Annotated in this window: 16 protein-coding genes and 1 tRNA gene; 7 read left to right on the top strand and 10 right to left on the bottom strand. The window is 71.6% G+C overall.

Annotation, left to right across the window (positions count from 1 at the left end; genetic code table 11):
• Window positions 1-112: 112 nt before the first annotated feature.
• The 4 genes from OAW74_RS12005 to OAW74_RS11990 form a co-directional block, all read right to left on the bottom strand.
• On the bottom strand, window positions 113-1594 hold the full coding sequence (locus tag OAW74_RS12005; RefSeq protein WP_262874617.1) for an L-serine ammonia-lyase, iron-sulfur-dependent, subunit alpha: 1482 nt from the start codon (window positions 1592-1594) through the stop codon (window positions 113-115).
• A 26-nt stretch (window positions 1595-1620) separates the two neighbouring features.
• The gene (locus tag OAW74_RS12000) at window positions 1621-1986 is read right to left on the bottom strand and encodes a VOC family protein (RefSeq protein ID WP_262874616.1); all 366 of its coding nucleotides are present in this window, start codon (window positions 1984-1986) and stop codon (window positions 1621-1623) included.
• 120 nt (window positions 1987-2106) lie between these two features.
• A tRNA-Arg gene (locus tag OAW74_RS11995) sits at window positions 2107-2179 on the bottom strand.
• Between the two features lie 46 nt (window positions 2180-2225).
• Window positions 2226-2813: an asparagine synthase gene (locus tag OAW74_RS11990; protein WP_262874615.1), complete on the bottom strand. Its 588-nt coding sequence runs from the start codon at window positions 2811-2813 to the stop codon at window positions 2226-2228.
• Window positions 2814-2898: 85 nt separating this feature from the next.
• Here OAW74_RS11990 and OAW74_RS11985 point away from each other — a divergent pair, with 85 nt between their 5' ends.
• Complete coding sequence (locus OAW74_RS11985) at window positions 2899-3744, top strand: SDR family NAD(P)-dependent oxidoreductase (RefSeq protein ID WP_262874614.1); 846 nt, start codon at window positions 2899-2901, stop codon at window positions 3742-3744.
• A gap of 2 nt (window positions 3745-3746) precedes the next feature.
• Here OAW74_RS11985 and OAW74_RS11980 read toward each other — a convergent pair whose 3' ends face one another.
• Window positions 3747-4175: a YdeI/OmpD-associated family protein gene (locus OAW74_RS11980; RefSeq protein ID WP_262874613.1), complete on the bottom strand. Its 429-nt coding sequence runs from the start codon at window positions 4173-4175 to the stop codon at window positions 3747-3749.
• Window positions 4176-4277: 102 nt separating this feature from the next.
• Here OAW74_RS11980 and OAW74_RS11975 point away from each other — a divergent pair, with 102 nt between their 5' ends.
• Window positions 4278-4478 carry a hypothetical protein gene (locus OAW74_RS11975; protein WP_262874612.1) on the top strand — a complete coding sequence of 67 codons (201 nt, stop codon included), beginning with the start codon at window positions 4278-4280 and terminating at the stop codon, window positions 4476-4478.
• 113 nt (window positions 4479-4591) lie between these two features.
• On the opposite strand, the gene OAW74_RS11970 is transcribed toward OAW74_RS11975, so the two are convergent.
• The 5 genes from OAW74_RS11970 to OAW74_RS11950 all read right to left on the bottom strand — a co-directional run bounded on the left by OAW74_RS11970 (window position 4592) and on the right by OAW74_RS11950 (window position 12109).
• Window positions 4592-6757: a S8 family serine peptidase gene (locus OAW74_RS11970; protein ID WP_262874611.1), complete on the bottom strand. Its 2166-nt coding sequence runs from the start codon at window positions 6755-6757 to the stop codon at window positions 4592-4594.
• A gap of 87 nt (window positions 6758-6844) precedes the next feature.
• Window positions 6845-7786 (bottom strand): aldose 1-epimerase family protein, encoded by a 942-nt coding sequence (locus OAW74_RS11965; protein WP_262874610.1) that lies wholly within the window; start codon window positions 7784-7786, stop codon window positions 6845-6847.
• 10 nt (window positions 7787-7796) lie between these two features.
• Window positions 7797-9299, bottom strand: a complete 1503-nt coding sequence (araA, locus tag OAW74_RS11960) for an L-arabinose isomerase (RefSeq protein WP_262874609.1) — start codon at window positions 9297-9299, stop codon at window positions 7797-7799.
• Between the two features lie 76 nt (window positions 9300-9375).
• A complete protein-coding gene (locus OAW74_RS11955) occupies window positions 9376-11001 on the bottom strand; it encodes a xylulokinase (RefSeq protein ID WP_262874608.1) in 1626 nt (541 codons plus the stop codon).
• A gap of 103 nt (window positions 11002-11104) precedes the next feature.
• Window positions 11105-12109 carry a LacI family DNA-binding transcriptional regulator gene (locus tag OAW74_RS11950; protein WP_262874607.1) on the bottom strand — a complete coding sequence of 335 codons (1005 nt, stop codon included), beginning with the start codon at window positions 12107-12109 and terminating at the stop codon, window positions 11105-11107.
• Window positions 12110-12260: 151 nt separating this feature from the next.
• Between OAW74_RS11950 and OAW74_RS11945 the strand changes: the two genes are divergently transcribed.
• The 5 genes from OAW74_RS11945 (at window position 12261) to OAW74_RS11925 (ending at window position 18571) form a co-directional block, all read left to right on the top strand.
• Complete coding sequence (locus tag OAW74_RS11945) at window positions 12261-13484, top strand: MFS transporter (protein WP_262874606.1); 1224 nt, start codon at window positions 12261-12263, stop codon at window positions 13482-13484.
• Between the two features lie 407 nt (window positions 13485-13891).
• Window positions 13892-14878: an ABC transporter substrate-binding protein gene (locus tag OAW74_RS11940; RefSeq protein WP_262874605.1), complete on the top strand. Its 987-nt coding sequence runs from the start codon at window positions 13892-13894 to the stop codon at window positions 14876-14878.
• 83 nt (window positions 14879-14961) lie between these two features.
• Window positions 14962-16506: a sugar ABC transporter ATP-binding protein gene (locus OAW74_RS11935; RefSeq protein WP_262874604.1), complete on the top strand. Its 1545-nt coding sequence runs from the start codon at window positions 14962-14964 to the stop codon at window positions 16504-16506.
• Entirely contained in the window at window positions 16503-17549 is a 1047-nt protein-coding gene (locus OAW74_RS11930; RefSeq protein WP_262874603.1) for an ABC transporter permease, read from the top strand. The genes OAW74_RS11935 and OAW74_RS11930 overlap by 4 nt, the downstream gene beginning before the upstream one ends.
• Complete coding sequence (locus OAW74_RS11925; RefSeq protein WP_262874602.1) at window positions 17546-18571, top strand: ABC transporter permease subunit; 1026 nt, start codon at window positions 17546-17548, stop codon at window positions 18569-18571. Before OAW74_RS11930 ends, OAW74_RS11925 begins: the two co-directional genes overlap by 4 nt.
• Window positions 18572-18606 lie beyond the last annotated feature (35 nt).

The raw sequence follows: 18606 nt of genomic DNA, 5'->3' as shown, positions 1-18606 counted from the left end.
CTGCGAGTCTACGGGGTGTGCGCGCGGGGCGGTGCGCGGGTGCATCCCCGCCCCGGGGGCGGTCGCACAAGATGCGGGTGGCCGGCGGGGGCAGGGGGCGGATGCCGCGACCTCAGCACTCGATGACGTTGACGGCGAGGCCGCCTTCGCTGGTCTCCTTGTACTTGGTCGACATGTCGATGCCGGTCTGCCGCATCGTCTCGACGACCGTGTCGAGCGACACGAAGTGCGAGCCGTCGCCGCGCAGGGCGAGCCGGGCGGCGGTCACGGCGGTCGAGGCGGCGATCGCGTTGCGCTCGATGCACGGGATCTGCACGAGACCGCCGACGGGGTCGCAGGTCAGGCCGAGGTGGTGCTCCATCGCGATCTCGGCGGCGTTCTCGATCTGGCGGTTGGTGCCGCCCATCACCGCGGTCAGCCCCCCGGCGGCCATGGCGCACGCCGAGCCGACCTCGGCCTGGCACCCGCCCTCGGCGCCCGAGATCGACGCGTTCGCCTTGAAGAGCGAGCCCAGGGCGGTGGCGGTGAGCAGGTAGCGGCGGATGCCGCGGCGCCGGTTCGCCTCGATGACCTCCACGGGGTCGAGCTCGGGCATCGCCGCCTCTGCTTCTGGATGGAAGCCCAGCAGGGCAGAGCCGACCAGCTCGCCATGCGGCGTCACCGCGTTGCCGACGCCGAGCCCCGAGTCGGCCAGGAACCGCCACCAGTACATCGCGACGGCCGGCACGATGCCGGCGGCTCCGTTGGTGGGGGCGGTCACGACGCGGCCTCCCGCGGCGTTCTGCTCGTTCACGGCGAGTGCGAAGGCGCCGAGCCACTCCCCAGGAAGCTCGCGCCCGCTCTCCGCCTCTGCGGCCTCCAGCTGCGCCCTGATCGCCGCCGCGCGACGCTTGACGCGCAGCATCCCCGGCAGAATCCCCTCGGCATGCAGTCCCGCCTCGACGCACCCGGCCATCGCATCCCAGATCGCGTCGAGACCCACCGCGACGTCTTCCTCGCCTCGGAGCGCCTGCTCGTTGAGCCTGGCCGCCTCGGCGATCGTGATGTGGCGCTCGTCGCACAGCGCGAGGAGGTCTTCTGCCGAGTCGAACTCGAGCGGGAACGGGGCCGCGGCGACCTGCGGCGGCTCGCCCTCCCGGCGGATGAACCCGCCGCCCACCGAGTAGTAGGTGTCGTCGACGAGCACGGCGCCACGGTCGTCGAGCGCCCGCAGCGTCATCGCGTTCGGGTGGCCGGGCAACCGGGTGCGCGGCTCGAAGCTCACGTCGTCGCGGGCGAACGGGATGCGGCGACCGCCGTCGAGGGTGAGTTCGCGTCCGTCGGGCCAGCCGCTCCACGCGGAGCGCACCGCATCCGGGTCGACGGTCTCGGGCTCGAGACCCTGCAGGCCCGCGACGACCGCATCGGGGGTGCCGTGGCCGAGGCCCGTCGCCCCCAGCGACCCGAAGAGCGCGCAGGTCACCCGCGCCACACCGTCGACCGCGCGCAGGCGCGCGGCGAAGTCCCTGGCCGCCCGCATGGGGCCGACCGTGTGCGAGCTCGAGGGTCCCACGCCGACGGAGAACAACTCGAACGCCGAGACGTAGGCGCTCATACCCCCAGGCTACGTCGCGCCCGCGCTCAGGGGCGCTGGAACGCGATCAGTCCGATCGTGCTGCCTTCGCTGTCGCGCACGAATCCCTGCCACTCCTCATGGCCCGCGGGGCCCAGCGTGTCGTCGTCGTGGGTGAAGATCACGTGCGGCGGTGTGACGACCTCGATCGCGCCGCCCATCCGCTCGATCGCCTCGTGCACGTTGTCGACCTGCAGGTAGATCAGCGCCGACGGCGCGCTGCGGTCCAGCAGCAGCCGCACCCCGTCGAGGTCGAAGAAGAGGAGGCCCGGCGGATCGAACATCGCCGTCGGCTCGGTGCGCAGCAGCGCCGTGTAGAAGCGCGCGGCGCGATCGAGGTCATCGGCGTGCTGGGCGACCTGCACGAGTCTCATGGCCGGGCTCCTTCGGGCGGCGGATGCTGCCGCCCACCCTACGCCGCGACCACGACATCGCCGGAGAACAGCGAAACGGCCCGCCGAAGCGGGCCGTTCCAATACTGTCTCAACACAGTGCGCGCCTCGAGGGACTCGAACCCCCAACCTTCTGATCCGTAGTCAGATGCTCTATCCATTGAGCTAGAGGCGCAGGTGCCTGCGCACGAAACGGCGCGCGGGCACTAGACGAGAATACATCACATCGGGCCGGGCGCCGAATCGAGGCCGGCTTCCCCTCGGCCTGCCGCGAGATGACGCCGATGGGCGGCGAGGCGAGGCAGGTCGACCATCACGAGCGCCTGCAGCCGGGCCGACCGCATCCGCTCGTAATCCTCGTCGAGGTCGGGGCGGGCCGCCTCGGCGCGGAGGCGCCGCTGCAGATTCTTCTCGACGTCGCCCCAGGCCGCGTCGCGCGAGTCGTCGACGAGGGCGCGCACCGCTGCGGGGTCTTCTGCCTGCGCCCGCAGCGCCTTGGCCACCCCGAGATACTGCCGCCTGCGGCGCCGCAGGTTCGACAGATCGCGGTCGCGGTAGTCGTGCGTGCCGTGCGGGTCGCTGTGCTTGCCCCACGCGCGCTTGCGCTGCCGCTGCGCGAGATCGGCCGCCGCATCCTGCTCGTCGGCGAGCGCGAGCAGCGTCTCGACGGCGAACGGCGCGAAGCGCTCGGCGTCGAAGGGTTCATCGTGGGCGATGGTCTCGACGAGGATGTGGTTGCGCACCGTCAGCCGCGCGGCAGCAGACGCGATCGAGACGCCCTCGGCAATCGCATCCGAGGTTCTTCCCATCGCTCCACCTCCCCTGCTTCGAGAGTAGTGGCACGCCACAGCGCCCGAGTCGGGGAAAATGGCCCGACGACCCGAAAGGACCCGCATGACCCGGATGCCGCCCCTCACCGTCGAGGGAGCCACCACCGCCATCACCGGAGCCGCCGCCGGCATGGGCGCGGAGGCCGCGCGCCTGCTGGCCGCGCGCGGTGCGCGCCTCGCGCTGATCGACCGCGACGCCGACGGCCTCGCCGCCCTCGCGGCGGCGCTCCCTGGCACCGGGCACACGGTGCACGCCGTGGATCTCACCGACGACGAGGCGGTGCGCGCCGTCGCGGCCGAGGCGACCGCATCCCATCCGCGCCTGCAGGCGCTCATCACGTGCGCGGGCTCGTCGATGCTGGGCAGCATCGACCAGCTGACGATGGCCGAGATGCGCTGGCTCATGGACGTGAACCTGTGGGGCACCGTCAACATCACCCAGGCGCTGCTGCCGGCGCTGCGGCGGCAGCGGGCTGCGCACATCACGCACCTCGTGTCGATCTACGGCCTGGCGGCGCCCGCCGGCCGCATCCCGTACGCCATGAGCAAGTACGCCGTGCGGGGGTTCACCGAGGCGCTGCGGCACGAGCTCGAAGGCTCGACGGTCACCGTGGGGGCGATCTACCCCGCGGGGGTCAAGACCGGCATCATCCTCCGAGGGCGCTATGCTGCCGCGCTCGACCCGGCGATCGCCGACCGGGCGGCGAAGGCGCAGGCGCAGATGTACCACACCGAGCCCGCCGACGCCGCGCGGCGGATCGTCGAGGCGACCGTGCACCGCCGCGCGCGCACGATGGTCGGCCGCGAGGCGCGGTTGGTCGACGCGCTGGCGCGCGTGACGCCCACGGGCTATTGGCGCTTCATGCGCGGTCCGCTGCGCGAGGCGATCGACACGACCACCCCCGCCTGAGATCACGCCAGGTCGGCGACGATCTTCTCGACGCGGCGGGCGCGGGTCTCGGCGGCCTTGGCGGCCTCGACGTTCGTGACGTGCGCCTTGCGCGCGCTCGGAGCGAGCTTGTCGAAGGCGGCGCGAGCACCGGCCGCCTCGAGCGCTGCGGCGAGGTCGGCGGGCACTTCGACCTCGCGCGGGGCGGTGTCGAGGTTCAGTTCGACGGTGATCGCGTCGCCGCCGCCGAGCCCTGTCGCGGCCCGCTTGTCGGAGCTGAACGGAATGAGGAACCTCCCGCCCATCGACGCGATCGTGCTGCGGTAGTCGAAGCCGTTGACCGACACGGTGACCGCCGGCCGCTTGCCGCCGCCGAGCTGCTCGACGAGCTCCGGAGGCACCTCGATGCCCGTGTTGTTGCCCTGCTGGAAGAGAGTCGTCTCGAAACGCATCCTCCTCGCTTACCAGCCGCAGCCGGTCGTGGCAACCCCCGGGGCGTGCGCGCCGGGGCGACGTAGCGTCGAGTCACAGCCCTTCACGAAAGGAGCAGCGACATGGGATTCATGGACGACGCGAAAGAGACGGCAGAGACCGTCGGTCGCAAGATGAAGGACGCCTGGGACGACACCGCCGACCGCATCGGCGACAAGGTCGACGAGGCGAAGGCCGACGCCAACGTCAAGAAGGCGGAGGCCGAGAAGGAATCGGTCGAGAAGCGCAACGAGCTCAAGGAGCAGGTGCGCGGAGACGGCTGAGCACGACCCGGAGGGCACCGGAGAATACTCCGGGGCCCTCTGGCTGTTCGGGGGGACAGGGGGAGGGGGATGCTGTCGCTCGCTCACGCGGGCGACAGCATCCATTCTTCTCTTCAGCCGAAGATCGGCGCCGCCTGCACACTGCCGAAGATGTCGAACAGCGTCGGGATCTGCGTCCAGGCGATGCCGTACCAGACGTCGTCGGTGCCCGACCAGCGGCGGATGACGATGTCGTAGGTCTCCCCAGGGCTCGCGTCGAACTCGGCGATCTCGTAGCTGTTGTCCCACGACATGCTCGAGGCGACCGTGCGCCCGGCCGAATCGCGCACCTGCAGGTCCAGGTCGACCGTGAGGGCGTTCTGGAAGATCGACAGGAACAGGATGTCGGTGCGCGTCGCCTTGGAGTCCCAGGCCAGCGCCACCTTGACGTGCGAGCCGAAGAACAGCGGCCGGCGCGGGGTCGTGATGCGGTAGCGGAAGGCCGCGACCCCCGACCCGTCGAGGTCGGCCGACCGCAGCGTGCCCACATCGAAGCCGCGCAGGGCGCCCGCGTTGTCGCGCCGCTGACGTGAGCCCGCGATGCGCACCGAGCGGTCGGCGTCGACAGATCCTGCCCCGTCGCTGCCGTCGAGCCCGGCGATGAGGTCGGCGCGCCAGCGCCCGCCGCTCGGGTTGCGCCACGCGCCCGCCATGAGCACGGCCCGCGTGCCCTCGGGCCACGACTGCAGCACGGGAGCAGCCTCCTGCACGCACGCGGCGATGCCGGCGACGGCGGGAGCGGCGAAGCTCGTGCCGCTGTCGGTGAGCCCGACGACCGTCACGCCCATGCCGTTCGCCGCGATCTCGGGCAGCTCGCGGTCGGCGTGCGGCGACGAGGGGTTTCGGAAGACCGACGACGAGGCCATGGCGCTCGCGGCGTCGTTGTGGCTGCCGACCGTCAGCCGGTTGTAGCCCTTGTGGTTGACGAACTCGGTCGAGGTGCCGTTGCCCGCCGCCTCGACGATCGTCGGGAACGGCCAGTGCAGCGCGAGCCAGTCCTTGTAGTTGTCGTCGTGCGACAGCGTCGAGCTGGTCTGCTCGGCGGTGCGGTGGAAGCTCTGACTGATGACCGTGCAGCCCTGATCCTGCGCGGCCCAGCGGATGGCGTCGAGGTCGCCGCTGTTGGCCGAGAACACCGTCGCGTCGGGCGCGTGGCCGTGCGGGCGACCGCGCTCGCTGTTGCGGATGATGCCGGTGGTCATGCGCGCGTGGCTGCTGGGCGAACCCGACGACGTGTACTGCCCCGAGATGACGAGGTTGGTCGTGACGTCTGGGCTGTCTTCGTAGACCGCGACGCGCACACCGTCGCCCGTGAAGCCCGCCGCGTGCGCGTCGTCGCTGTTGTGCACGGCGATCGAGTCGCCGAGGTCTTCGACGACGTCGTCGTGGTGGGTGAAGACGCCCGCGACGAGGGGGTCATCCGCCAGCGCGCGCACCGCCTCGGCGGGCATGCGCCCGTAGACGACGGGCGCGGCCTGATCGACGCGCGCGACCTCGAGGCCGTGCTCGCGCGCCACCTCGGCGAGCTTCTCGCCGAGCGCTGCGATGTGTCGGCGCGTGCGCAGGTCTTCGCGGCTCGGCTTGCCGGCCGCGCGTCGGTCGGACTTCGGCGGCAGCTCCTCGTCGAGGTCGCCGGTCGCGGCCCACACCGCCACCTCCACCTCGCCGCCCCGCTCGAGGCGCTCGGCGAGGGCCTGCTCGACGCGGCCGAACCGCTTCAGGCGCCGCTCGGCCAAGGCCGCCCACTCGGCGTCGAGGTCGACGACCTCGCCTGAGCGGTCGAAGGCGAAGGTCGTGGCCGACGTGCCGTCGCGACTGACCGCCTTGAACACATCGCGGAAGTCGCCTTCGACACCGTCCGCCATCGGCAGCGACTCGACCTCGAGATCGCCGATGCGGATGCGCCGCGCATGCAGCACGGCGAACTCGTCCGGCACGCGGGCCGGCGAGTCGATCACCACGATGTCGATCGAGAGGTCGCCTCGACCGGGTGCCCGACGCCCCGAGGGGCCGGCGAGGCGGAGGGTGTGACCACCCACGGCGAGGCCGGACGTGTCGATCGCGATCGCGCCGTCGGTCCAGGTCACATCGGCGCGTCCCGCTCCGGTGACTTCGACCGCGTGCACGTCACGCTCGCCGAACTCACCGCTGAGGGTGATCACGCGACCGCGCCTGACGACCTCCCCCGGCATGACGTCGGCGAACGGACGCGCGCCTTTCTTCAGGATGCTGCGAGCCATCTCCTGCTCCTTGCTGACGGCACACCTCCCCACGGTGTGCGATGTCGACAGGAGTCGGGTGGAGCGCCCGGTGATACCCCGAGTGCGTCAGATCGCGGCGATGAGCCAGGACGCCTCGACCGAGGCGCCGGGCTCGATGACCTGCAGGCCGGTGTCGAACGCGTAGCGGTCGGCGTTGAACGCGTCGGGCGCGCACGTCATCGGCTCGACGGCGAGGCCCGCGCGGTGCCCCGGCATGCCCTGTCCCTTGTCGGAGGTGTGCACCTGCACCCACGGGCACGACGCGCCCCACGACATCGCGACACCCGTGCCGCCGGGGGCGGTGACCCGCACCGTGACGGTGCCGCCGGCATCCGCGTCGAGACCCGTGTAGGCGTGGTCGAGCTCGATCTGCTCGATCGCGCGGGCCGCGCGGAAGTCGAAGCGGTCGGCGCCGGCCTGCTCGACCGACTCGAGCGCGACGGGGCTGAGCCTGTCGTCGGTCAGCAGCACGTCGGCCGCCGGCAGCTCGAGCGTCCAGTCGTCGACGGTGCCGGGCCCTGCCACGAGATACGGGTGGGGTCCGGTGCCGAAGGGCGCCGCATCCGCACTGTCGTTTCGCGCCGTGACCGTCTGGGTCAGTCCATCGGGGCCGAGCGCGAACGACGTCGCCACCGTGATGCGCCACGGGTAGCCGGTCTGCGGTTCGATGACGGCGGCCAGGGTCACGTGGTCCGGGCCCTTGTCGACGGCCTCGAACGGCAGCCAGGCGGCGAGGCCGTGCAGCGCGTGATGGCGCGCAGGCTCGGTGAGCGCGACCTGATGGTCGGCGCCGGCGAACCCGTAGCGGCCGTCGACGATGCGGTTGGGCCACGGGGCCAGCAGCGCGCCGCGGTAGCTCGGGCGCACCTCGTCGGCCCCGAAGGGCGCGATGAGGTCGCGGCCGCGGTGGGTGAGCGAGCGCAGCGTGCCGCCGACGCTCGCCACCACCGCTTCGTAGTCGCCCGCGCGCAGCGCGTGCTGGGTTCCGGAGAGGGGTGTGCGCACCATGGATCCGAGCCTAGAGACCCTGCGCCAGTCGGTAATAGGCCTGGTTCCAGCGCAGTTCGCGCTGGAAGCCGCGCACCGTCGTGTCTTCGTCGATGACGACCAGCTCGGTCTTCGCGATCTCGGCGAAGTCGCGGAACACCTCGATGCCCACGGCCGTCGTCATGACGGTGTGGTGAGCGGCGCCGGCGGCGAGCCAGCAGGCCGCGGAGGTCGCGAAGTCAGGGGCGGGCTTCCAGATCGCGCGGCCGACCGGCAGCTGCGGCAGGTCGGGCGCTTCGACGTTCTCGACGACGTTGGCGACCAGCCGGAACCGGTCGCGCATGTCGCTCATGGCGACCACGAGCGCGGGGCCGGGGTCGGCGGTGAAGACGAGGCGCACCGGGTCGTCCTTGCCGCCGATGCCGAGCGGGTGGATCTCCAGCCGAGGCTTCGCCGTCGTGAGGCTCGGGGCCACCTCGAGCATGTGCGCGCCGAGGATCTTCTCGTCGCCGGCGACGAGGTCGTAGGTGTAGTCCTCCATGAGGCTCGCACCTCCCGGCCGGCCCGCGCCCATGACGTTGGCGACGCGCACGAGGATCGCGGTCTTCCAGTCGCCCTCGGCGCCGAAGCCGTAGCCCTCGGCCATGAGGCGCTGCACAGCCAGCCCAGGCAGCTGCTTCAGCGAGCCGAGGTCTTCGAAGCTCGTCGTGAAGGCGCCGAAGCCGCCGGCTTCGAGGAAGGAGCGCAGGCCCACCTCGATGGCCGCGCCGTCGCGGAGCGACTGGTGGCGGTCGCCGCCGGGGAGGAGCTCTTCGGCGACGTCGTATTCGGCCAGGTAGACCTCGACGAGCGCGTCGATGTCGGCGTCGGATGCGGCGGCCACAGCATCCGCCAGCTCGTTCACGCCCCACGTGTTCACCTGCACGCCGAAGCGCAGCTCGGCCTCGGTCTTGTCGCCCTCGGTGACGGCGACGTAGCGCATGTTGTCGCCGAAGCGGGCGAGCTTGAGGGTGCGCACGGCCTGCCAGCCGGCGGCGGCGCGCTGCCAGTCCTCGACCTGCTGGAGCACGGCGGGGTTCGACACGTGGCCGACGACCGTCTTGCGGGCCACGCCCAGACGGGTCTGGATGTAGCCGAACTCGCGGTCGCCGTGGGCGGCCTGGTTGAGGTTCATGAAGTCGAAGTCGATGTCGGCCCACGGCAGCTCGACGTTGGCCTGCGTGTGCAGGTGCAGCAGCGGCTTCTGCAGCGCGTCCAGGCCCGAGATCCACATCTTGGCGGGGCTGAAGGTGTGCATCCACGCCATGACGCCGATGACGTCGTCGCGGGCGTTGACCTCGAGGGCGAGGCGGCGGATCGCGTCGCTGTCTTTCAGCACGGGCTTCCAGACGACCCTGACGGGAAGGCCGGCGAGGCCGGCGACGACCTGCTGCGACTGCTCGGCCACCTGGCGCAGCGTCTCTTCGCCGTAGAGGTTCTGGCTGCCGGTGACGAACCAGACCTCGTAGCCGTCGAGCGATGTGGTGAGGGTCATGGGGTTCTCCTTGGATGAGATTCGGTCGTGGGAATTCCGGTCGTAGAGCGAGGCCCGCAGGGCCGAGACGAAACGTCTAGAGCGCCTCGACCGCGGCCCGCTCGGCCGCAAGTCCCGCGCGGTAGCGCGCGAGGTAGGCCGAGAAGCCGGCCACGTCGGCGGGATCGGGGGCGGCGACGTCGATCGCGGCTCCGGCGAACACGCGGCCGTCGAGGTAGGCGCTGAGGGACTCGGATGCGGCGTGCTCGAGGTAGGCGGCCAGCACTGCGATGCCCCACGCCCCGCCCTCGGCGGCGGTCTCGCCGACCGCGACGGGCGCGTCGAGGGAGGCCGCCAGCATCCGCTGCGCGACGCCGGCGGTTCGGAACATGCCGCCGTGGGCGAACATGCGGTCGAGGGCCACGCCCTCGCCGTGCTCGGGGTCGGTGAGCACCCTCATGCCGAGCGCGAGCGTGCCGAACACGCCGTAGAGCTGCGCGCGCATGAAGTTGGCGAGCGTGAAGGCGCTGTCGGGGGTGCGCACGAACAGCGGCCGACCCTCGTCGAGGCCTGCGATCGGCTCGCCGGCGAGGTGGTTGTAGGCGAGGAGGCCGCCGGCGTCGGGGGCTCCGGTGAGCGCCTCGGCGAAGAGCGTCTCATAGACGCCGTCGGTGCTCGTCTCGGCGCCGCTCGCGGCGGCGAACCGGGCGAACAGGCCCACCCAGGCGCCGAGCTCGCTCGCGCCGTTGTTGCAGTGCACCATCGCGACCGGGTCGCCGGCGGGCGTGGTGACGAGGTCGAGTTCGTGGTGCACGTGCGCGAGAGGGCGCTCGAGCACCACCATGGCGAAGATGCTCGTGCCGGCGCTGACGTTGCCGGTCCGAGGCGCGACCGCGTTTGTGGCGACCATGCCGGTGCCGGCGTCGCCCTCCGGGGGGCAGAACGGGGTGCCGGGGCGCAGCGCCCCGGTGGGGTCGAGGAGCTCCGCGCCCTCGGCGGTGAGGCTGCCGGCGTCGGCGCCCGCGGGGAGCACGGCCGGGAGCCTGTTGATGAGTTTTCCCGACAAGGGGGCATCGGCGACGAGGGCGTCGTAGCGCGCGGCGAGGTCGGCGTCGTAGCCGCCGGTCGCCGAGTCGATCGGGAACATGCCCGACGCGTCGCCGACGCCCAGCACACGCCGGCCGGTGAGGCGCTCGTGCACATAGCCGGCGAGGGTCGTCACGTGCGCCACGCGGCCGACGTGCGGCTCGTCGTCGATCACGGCCTGGTGCAGGTGCGCGATCGACCAGCGCAGCGGGATGTTCACGCCGAACAGCGCGGTGAGCTCGGCGGCGGCGGGGCCGGTGTTGGTGTTGCGCCACGTGCGGAAGGGCACGAGCAGCTCGCCCGCCTCGTCGAACGCCAGGTAGCCGTGCATCATCGCCGAGACCCCCGCGGCGGCGAACGTCGTCGGAGCGGCGCCGTGGCGATGCTGCGCGTCGGCGACGAGGTCGGCGTAGGCGGCCTGCAGGCCCGAGTGCACGTCGTCGAGCGAGTAGGTCCAGAGGCGCTCCTCGAACCGGTTCTCCCACTCGTGGCTGCCGACGGCGAGCACCGTGGCGGGGTCGTCCGCGTCGACGAGGCACGCCTTGATGCGCGTCGAGCCCAGCTCGATGCCCAGGGCCGTGCGGCCGGAGCGGATGCGGTCGGCGGCGGCCTGGTCGCTGCTCGCGGTCGTGCTCACGGGGTCCTCCGTTGGTCTCGTGGGGCGGGGCTCCGCTGGGTCGCGCCGAAGGCGCGGGGTGGTGTCAGCATCCGCCGGTCCGATCGATGTTACCGGTAACACTTCACGGGTGCCAGCCCTGAGCGGCGGTCGATCCGCGCACGACGAGCTCCGGGGGCGCAGGCGGAGCCCCGGCGGCTTCGCCGAGGGCGGCGGCGACGCAGCGGCGGGCCTCTCCGGCGAGGTCGAGGCGCACGGTGGTCAGCGCGGGGCGGTAGTACGCGGCATCCGGAACGTCGTCGAAGCCGGTGACGCTCACGTCGCGCGGCACCTCGAGGCCCGCGTCGCGCAGGCCGGCGATGAGGCCGAGCGCCATCTGGTCGTTGGCGACGGCGATCGCGGTGGGGCCGTCGCCCTCGGGGATCGCGGCGGCGATCTCGGGCGCGCGGGCAGCCCCAGCGGCGGCGCTCCAGTCGCCCGACCACTGCGCGGTCACGACGATGTCGTGCGTGCGCGCGGCGGCCGCGAAGCCCTCGGCGCGCGCCACCTCTTCGGCCCAGTCGGCGGGCCCGCCCAGGCGCGCGATGCGCCGGTGGCCGAGGCCCGCCAGGTGCGCCACGGCGAGCGCCGCGCCCGCCGACTGCGGCTCGGCGCCCGCGCCGCCGTGCATCGCGATGAGCGGCACGCCCAGGCGCATCGCCTCGAGCCGCTCGAAGGCGCGCACGTGCGGGGCCACGAGGATCACCCCGTCGACGCCCTGGCCGAGCACGTGCGCGACGGCGTCGTCGACCGAGGCCTCGTCGGCGGCGTCGGCGTAGGCGGTCGCGATCCAGCGCGCCTGGGCGCGCGCGGCGGTCTCGAGCGCGGCGATCGCCGCGGCCGGGCCGAACAGCGTCGCGTCGGAGGCGATCACCCCGAGCGTGCGGGTGGTGGCGGTGCCGAGGCTCCGCGCGGCGTTGTTGACGCGGTAGTCGAGGGCCTCCATGGCGTCGAGCACGCGGGCCCGCGTCTCGTCGCGGATGTTCGGATGCGCGTTGATCACCCGCGACACCGTCTGCGTCGACACCCCGGCCAGACGCGCGACGTCGCGCACGCCGACGCGGCGCGTCGTGGCTGCGGCATCCGTCATGGCTCCTCCGCGGTCAGGGTATCCCGTCGCCGGGGCGGGCCGGAGGGCCCGGCGGTAGACTGAGACCGACATCCCCGATGTGTATCTACCTGGCCGGCACGGCCAAGGCGGCACGACGTGCCGCCGCCGGCGGCAGAGACACAGGAGACAGATGCACTCGACACTCGCCGCGCCGCGCGCGACCAGCCTCATCCGCGAGGCGGGGTTCTCGTACTTCCCGATCGCCCTGATCGCCCGACTGCCGTTCGCGATGATGGTCGTCGGCGTGCTCACCCTCGTCGTCGCGGCGCGCGGGTCGATCTCGCTCGGCGGCGCGACCTCCGCCATGACGGGCCTCGGCACCGCGATCTTCGGCCCCCTGCTCGGTGCCGCGGCCGACCGCTTCGGCCAGCGCCGCGTGCTGCTGATCGCCGGCACCGCGAACAGCCTGCTGCTGGTCGCGATCGCGTGGCTCGTGTTCACCCCCGTGGCGGATGCTGCCGTGCTCGCCCTCGCGTTCGCCATCGGCGCGACGATGCCCCAGGTCGCGCCGCTGTCGCGCGGGCGGCTGGTCGGAATCATCCGCGCGCGCTTCCCTCTCGCCCGCCGCGACCGGGTGATCGTCGGGACCATGGCCTACGAATCCGCCGCCGACGAGATCGTCTTCGTCTTCGGCCCGGTCATCGTGGGCCTGCTCGCCACGACGCTCAACCCCGCGGCCCCGGTCGTCGGGGCTGCGGCCCTCGCGATCGTGTTCGTGACGGCGTTCGCCCTGCATCCGTCTGCCGCGAAGGCCGAGCCCGCTCCTCACGAGGTCGCCGACCGCGCCCCCGTCCGCACACTGCTGCGCCCCCTCGTGCTCACGCCGGCGGCCGGCGCCCTCGGCATGGGCCTGTTCTTCGGCACGATGCTGACCTCGCTCACGGCCTTCATGGACGACCGCGGCGTGCCGGAGCAGGCGGGCCTCGTCTACGGCGCGATGGGCGTAGGCTCGGCGGCACTCGCCCTGGCGGTCGCGCTGTTTCCCGACCGGTTCACCCTGGGCGCGCGCTGGCTCACGTTCTCTGCGCTGGTTTTCGCCGGAACGCTCGCGCTGCCCTTCATCGACACCGTCGGCGGCATGCTCGTGTGCCTGCTGATCATCGGCATCGGCATCGGGCCGACCCTGGTCACCCAGTACAGCCTCGCCGCGGCGCGCACTCCGCGCGGCCGGTCGGCGACGGTCATGACGATGCTCGGCTCTGGCGTCATCGTGGGGCAGTCGGCAGCATCCGCCGTCACGGGCGCCGTCGCCGAGAACCTCGGCACGGATGCCGCCCTCCTCGCCCCGATCGCCGCCGCCGCCGTCGTGCTCGCGGTCGGTGTCGCGGACGCCCTGCTCGCCCGCCGCGCCTGACGCGCTGCGCGCCGCAGCATCCGTTCCCCACCCGCGAGTTGGCAGCTTCTGCCGCTTGGCGGGGCATCTGAGCGACCAGAGGTGCCAAGTCGCGGATCATGCACGGCCCGAACCGCCCCCGCGAGTTGGCGTTTCTTGCCGCTGCAACAGGTCGCGACACGACCGAAGGTGCCAAGTCGCGGGAGGGGTGACCCGAATGTGATCGCTCACGGAAAGCGGATGCCGATGCCGCCGCGGCCGACGCTGACAGCGACCGCGATCCAGGCGCGTGTTACGAAACTGTTATCGCTCACATCTTGCGGCGACCAGAAATGTGAAGGCTAACATTCAAGCCAACGGGCCGCCCCGATAGCGGCCCCTGAAACCACGCCGGCACAGAGGCCGGTGCGAACAGAGAGGTTCACGGCATGAAGAAGAAGGTTCTCGCCGGCGTCGCGCTGCTGGGTGCGCTGACGTTCGCGGCGGCAGGCTGCAGCAGCTCCACCGGCGACGACGGCGCCAGCGGCGACGGCGGCAGCGGCGACGTCATCACGGTCGGCTTCGCCCAGACCGGCTCCGAGTCGGGCTGGCGCTCGGCCAACACCGAGTCGATGAAGGAGGCGTTCTCGGCAGACAACGGGTTCGACCTCAAGTTCAACGCGGCCGACAACAAGCAGGAGGCCCAGATCGCGGCCGTCCGCAGCTTCATCAACCAGGGCGTCGACGCGATCGTCATCGCGCCGATCACGGTCGACGGCTGGGACGACGTGCTCAAAGAGGCCCAGGATGCCGGCATCCCGGTCGTCCTCGAAGACCGCACGGTGAGCGCGAGCGAAGACCTCTACGCGAGCTGGGTGGGCCTGGACTTCGAACAGGAGGGCAAGACCGCCGGCGAGTGGGTCAAGGAGAACTTCGACGGCAAGGGCGCGAACCTCGTGATCCTCGAGGGCACGACCGGCTCGTCGGCCGCGCTCGACCGCGCGACCGGGTTCGCCGAGGCGACCGAGGGCACCGACATCAACGTGCTCGACTCGCAGACCGGCGACTTCACCCGCGACGGCGGCAAGAAGGTCATGGAGGGCTACCTGCAGAAGTACGGCGACGACATCGACGTGCTGTTCGCGCACAACGACGACATGGGCCTGGGTGCTCTCGACGCGATCGAGGCGGCGGGCCTGACGCCCGGCAAGGACATCCAGATCGTCACGATCGACGCGGTGCACGACGGCATGCAGGCACTGGCCGACGGCAAGTTCAACTTCATCGTGGAGTGCAACCCGCTGCTCGGCGAGAAGGCCGCCGACCTGGTCAAGGCCGTGCTCGCAGGCGAGACGGTCGAGAAGAAGACGATCGTCCCCGACCAGTCGTTCACGCAGGAGCAGGCGATCGAGGCCCTGCCGACGCGCCCCTACTGATCGGCGCACACACCCGCAAGACCCCGTCGGGGCCGGCATCGCCCGGCCCCGACGGGCACCCCAGAAACAGGCAAGGAAGCCCCATGGCCGCGGACTCCGCTCCCCCACCCGTCGTCCGCATGCGCGGCATCAGCGTCGAGTTCCCCGGCGTGAAGGCCCTCGACGAGGTCGACTTCACGCTGCGCGGCGGCGAGGTGCACACGCTCATGGGCGAGAACGGCGCCGGCAAGTCGACGCTCATCAAGGCGCTCACGGGCGTCTACGGCATCACGGCCGGCGAGATCAGCGTGTCGGGCACCCCTCGCGTGTTCCGTTCGACGGCGGATGCCGAGGCCGCCGGCATCTCGACGGTGTACCAAGAGGTGAACCTCTGCGCCAACCTCTCGGTCGGCGAGAACGTCATGCTCGGCCACGAGAAACGGCGGTTCGGACGCATCGACTGGCGGGCGACCCACCGCGAGGCAGAGACCCACCTGGCCAATCTGGGTCTGGCCCTCGACACCCGCTCGCTGCTGTCGAGCCACTCCATCGCCGTGCAGCAGCTCGTCGCGATCAGCCGGGCCATGGTCACCGACGCCACCGTGCTCGTGCTCGACGAGCCCACCTCGAGCCTCGACCGCGGCGAGGTCGAGCAGCTGTTCGGCGTGATCCGCGACCTCCGCGACCGCGGCGTCGCGATCCTGTTCGTCACCCACTTCCTCGATCAGGTCTATGAGATCTCCGACCGCCTCACGGTGCTGCGCAACGGGCGCCTCGTCGGCGAGTACCTCGCGAAAGACCTCCCCCGCGGCGAGCTCATCTCGCTGATGATCGGACGCCAGCTCGACGAGCTCGACGCGATCTCGCGCTCCGCCGACCGCGAGATCGACCGCACCGGCACCCCCGTGCTGCGCGCGACAGAGCTCGGCCGCAAGGGCGTGCTCGAGCCCGCCGACCTCGACGTGTACGACGGCGAGGTCGTCGGCATCGCCGGCCTGCTCGGCTCGGGGCGCACCGAGCTCGTTCGGCTGCTCTACGGCGCCGATCGCCCTGACAGCGGCCGCATCGAGGTGCGCGGCCGGCACGCGCGCATCACCGCTCCCCGGCACGCCATCGACCGCCGCATCGCCTTCTCGTCCGAAGACCGCCGCGCCGAGGGGATCGTCGGCGAACTGACCGTCGCCGAGAACATCATCCTCGGCATCCAGGCCAAGCGCGGGGCGCTGCGCCCCGTGCGCCGAGCCGAGCGCGACGCCATCGTCGACGAGTACATCGCGGCTCTCGGCGTGCGCCCGGCCGACCCCAACGCGCTCGTGCGCAACCTCTCCGGCGGCAACCAGCAGAAGGTGCTGCTCGCGCGGTGGCTCGCCACCGCACCGCAGCTGATCATCCTCGACGAGCCGACCCGCGGCATCGACGTCGGCGCCAAGGCCGACATCCAGCGCAAGGTCGCCGAGCTCAGCGAGCGGGGCCTGGCGGTCGTCTTCATCTCGAGCGAGCTCGAAGAGGTGCTGCGCATCGCGCAGCGCGTCGCCGTGATGCGCGACCGTCGTAAGATCGGCGAACTCGCATCGCACGACACCGAGGTCGGCACGCTCGTCGACTTCATCGCCCAGGAATCCCCCGAGAGCGCGGAGCACGTCGCATGAAATCGCTGACCCTCGCCGCCGTGAAGCACCGGCTGTTCTGGCCGGTCATGGCGCTGCTGACCCTCATCGTGATCAACACGATCGCCCGCCCGTCGTTCATCGGCATCACGGTGCGCGACGGCAACCTCTACGGTCCGCTCATCGACATCCTGCGCAACAGCGCACCGCTCATGCTCGTGGCCCTCGGCATGACGATCGTCATCGCCACCCGAGGCATCGACCTGTCGGTCGGGGCGATCATGGCGGTCTCGGGCGCCGTCGCCCTCACGATCATCTCTGGATCGTCCGAGCCCGAATCGCTGCCGACGGTCATCCTCGCCATCACGGTGGGCGTGCTCGTGGCGCTCGTGCTCGGTGTGTGGAACGGGTTCCTGGTGGCCGTGCTCGGCATCCAGCCGATCATCGCGACCCTCGTGCTCATGCTCGCCGGCCGCGGCGTGGCGCTGCTGATCACCGGCGGGTTCATCACCACGATCAACAGCGCGCCGTACAAGTTCATGGCGCAGGGCTACGTCTTCGGCCTGCCGTTCGCCTTCTACGTCTCGGTCGCCGCCATCGCCGTCGTCGCCCTCATCGAGCGCCGCACGGCCCTCGGCGTGCTCACCGAGGCCGTCGGCATCAACCCCGAGGCGTCGCGCCTGGCGGGTGTCCGCTCCCGGGGGATCATCTGGGGCGCCTACGCCGCGAGCGGTCTGCTGGCCGGGCTCGCCGGCATCCTCTACAGCTCCAACATCATGGCGGCGGATGCGAACGCCGCCGGTCTCTACATCGAACTCGACGCGATCCTCGCCGTCGTTCTGGGCGGCACCTCGCTCATGGGCGGCACCTTCACGATCGCCGGCACCGTGGTGGGCGTCTTCACGATCCAGACCCTGAAGTCGACCATCACCTTCCTGGGGGTGCCCCCGGCGGTGAGCCCGCTGTTCCTCGCGATCGTCGTGGTGGTCGTCGTGCTCGTGCAGTCGCCCCGCTTCCGCGGGTGGATCGGCGCCGCCGCCCGCAGCACCCGAACGCGCAGCACCCGAGTGGAGGTGGCCCGATGACCACGACGACCGCAGCACCCGAACGCAAGGCCACCCCGATCTCGGCCGTGTTCGCCCGCTTCCTCAGTCGCCACTCCTCGTGGATCCCGGTGTTCGCCGCGCTCGGCATCCTGCTGCTGATGCTGATCGTCGCGGAGGCCTACTTCGGCAACTTCCTGACGCCCCGCGTGATCTCGGCGCTGCTGCTGGACAACGCGTACCTGTTCATCCTCGCGGTGGGCATGACCTTCGTGATCCTCACCGGCGGCATCGACCTGTCGGTGGGCGCCGTGATGGCCTTCACGGGGATGCTGGGCGCCTCGATGCTCCGAGACGGCGTGCCGACGGCGCTCGTCGCGCCGATCATGCTGGGCCTGGGCGCGCTGATGGGGCTCGGCGTCGGTGTGCTCGTGCAGTACTTCGACGTGCAGCCGTTCATCGCCTCCCTCGCGGCGATGTTCGCCGCGCGCGGCCTCGCCTTCATGGTGAGCCTGTCGTCGATCAAGGTCGAAGACCCCGCGATCCTGTGGCTGCAGTCGACCCGCCTGCAGACCGGCGTCGGCGGCTGGTACATCACCCCCACCGGCATCATCGCGCTGCTGACGGTGCTCGCCGGCGCCCTGGTGCTCGCCTACACGCGGTTCGGCCGCACGATCTACGCGATCGGCGGCAGCGAGCAGTCGGCGCGCCTCATGGGCCTGCCGGTGGTGCGCACCAAGCTCCTCGCCTACGTCGTCAGCGGGCTGTGCGCGGGCCTCGCCGGCGTCGTCTTCACGGCGTACACGGGCGCCTCGTATCCGCTCAACGGCATCGGCACCGAACTCGACACGATCGCGGCGGTCGTGATCGGCGGCACGCTGCTCACCGGCGGCAGCGGCTACGTCGTCGGCTCGATGATCGGCGTGTTCGTCTACGGCACCATCAAGACGTTCATCTCGTTCCTCGGGGCCGACCAGTCGTGGACGCGCATCGCCATCGGGGCGCTCCTGCTGCTGTTCGTGGTCGTGCAGCGGCTCATCGTCGCGCGGTCGTCGCGCAGATAGTGCCCGCGTCTGACCTCTGGTCGGCGCAGGCCCAG

Source organism: Microbacterium fluvii (assembly GCF_025515205.1).
Taxonomy (GTDB): domain Bacteria; phylum Actinomycetota; class Actinomycetes; order Actinomycetales; family Microbacteriaceae; genus Microbacterium; species Microbacterium fluvii.
This window is presented reverse-complemented; position numbering and strand designations above follow the sequence as displayed.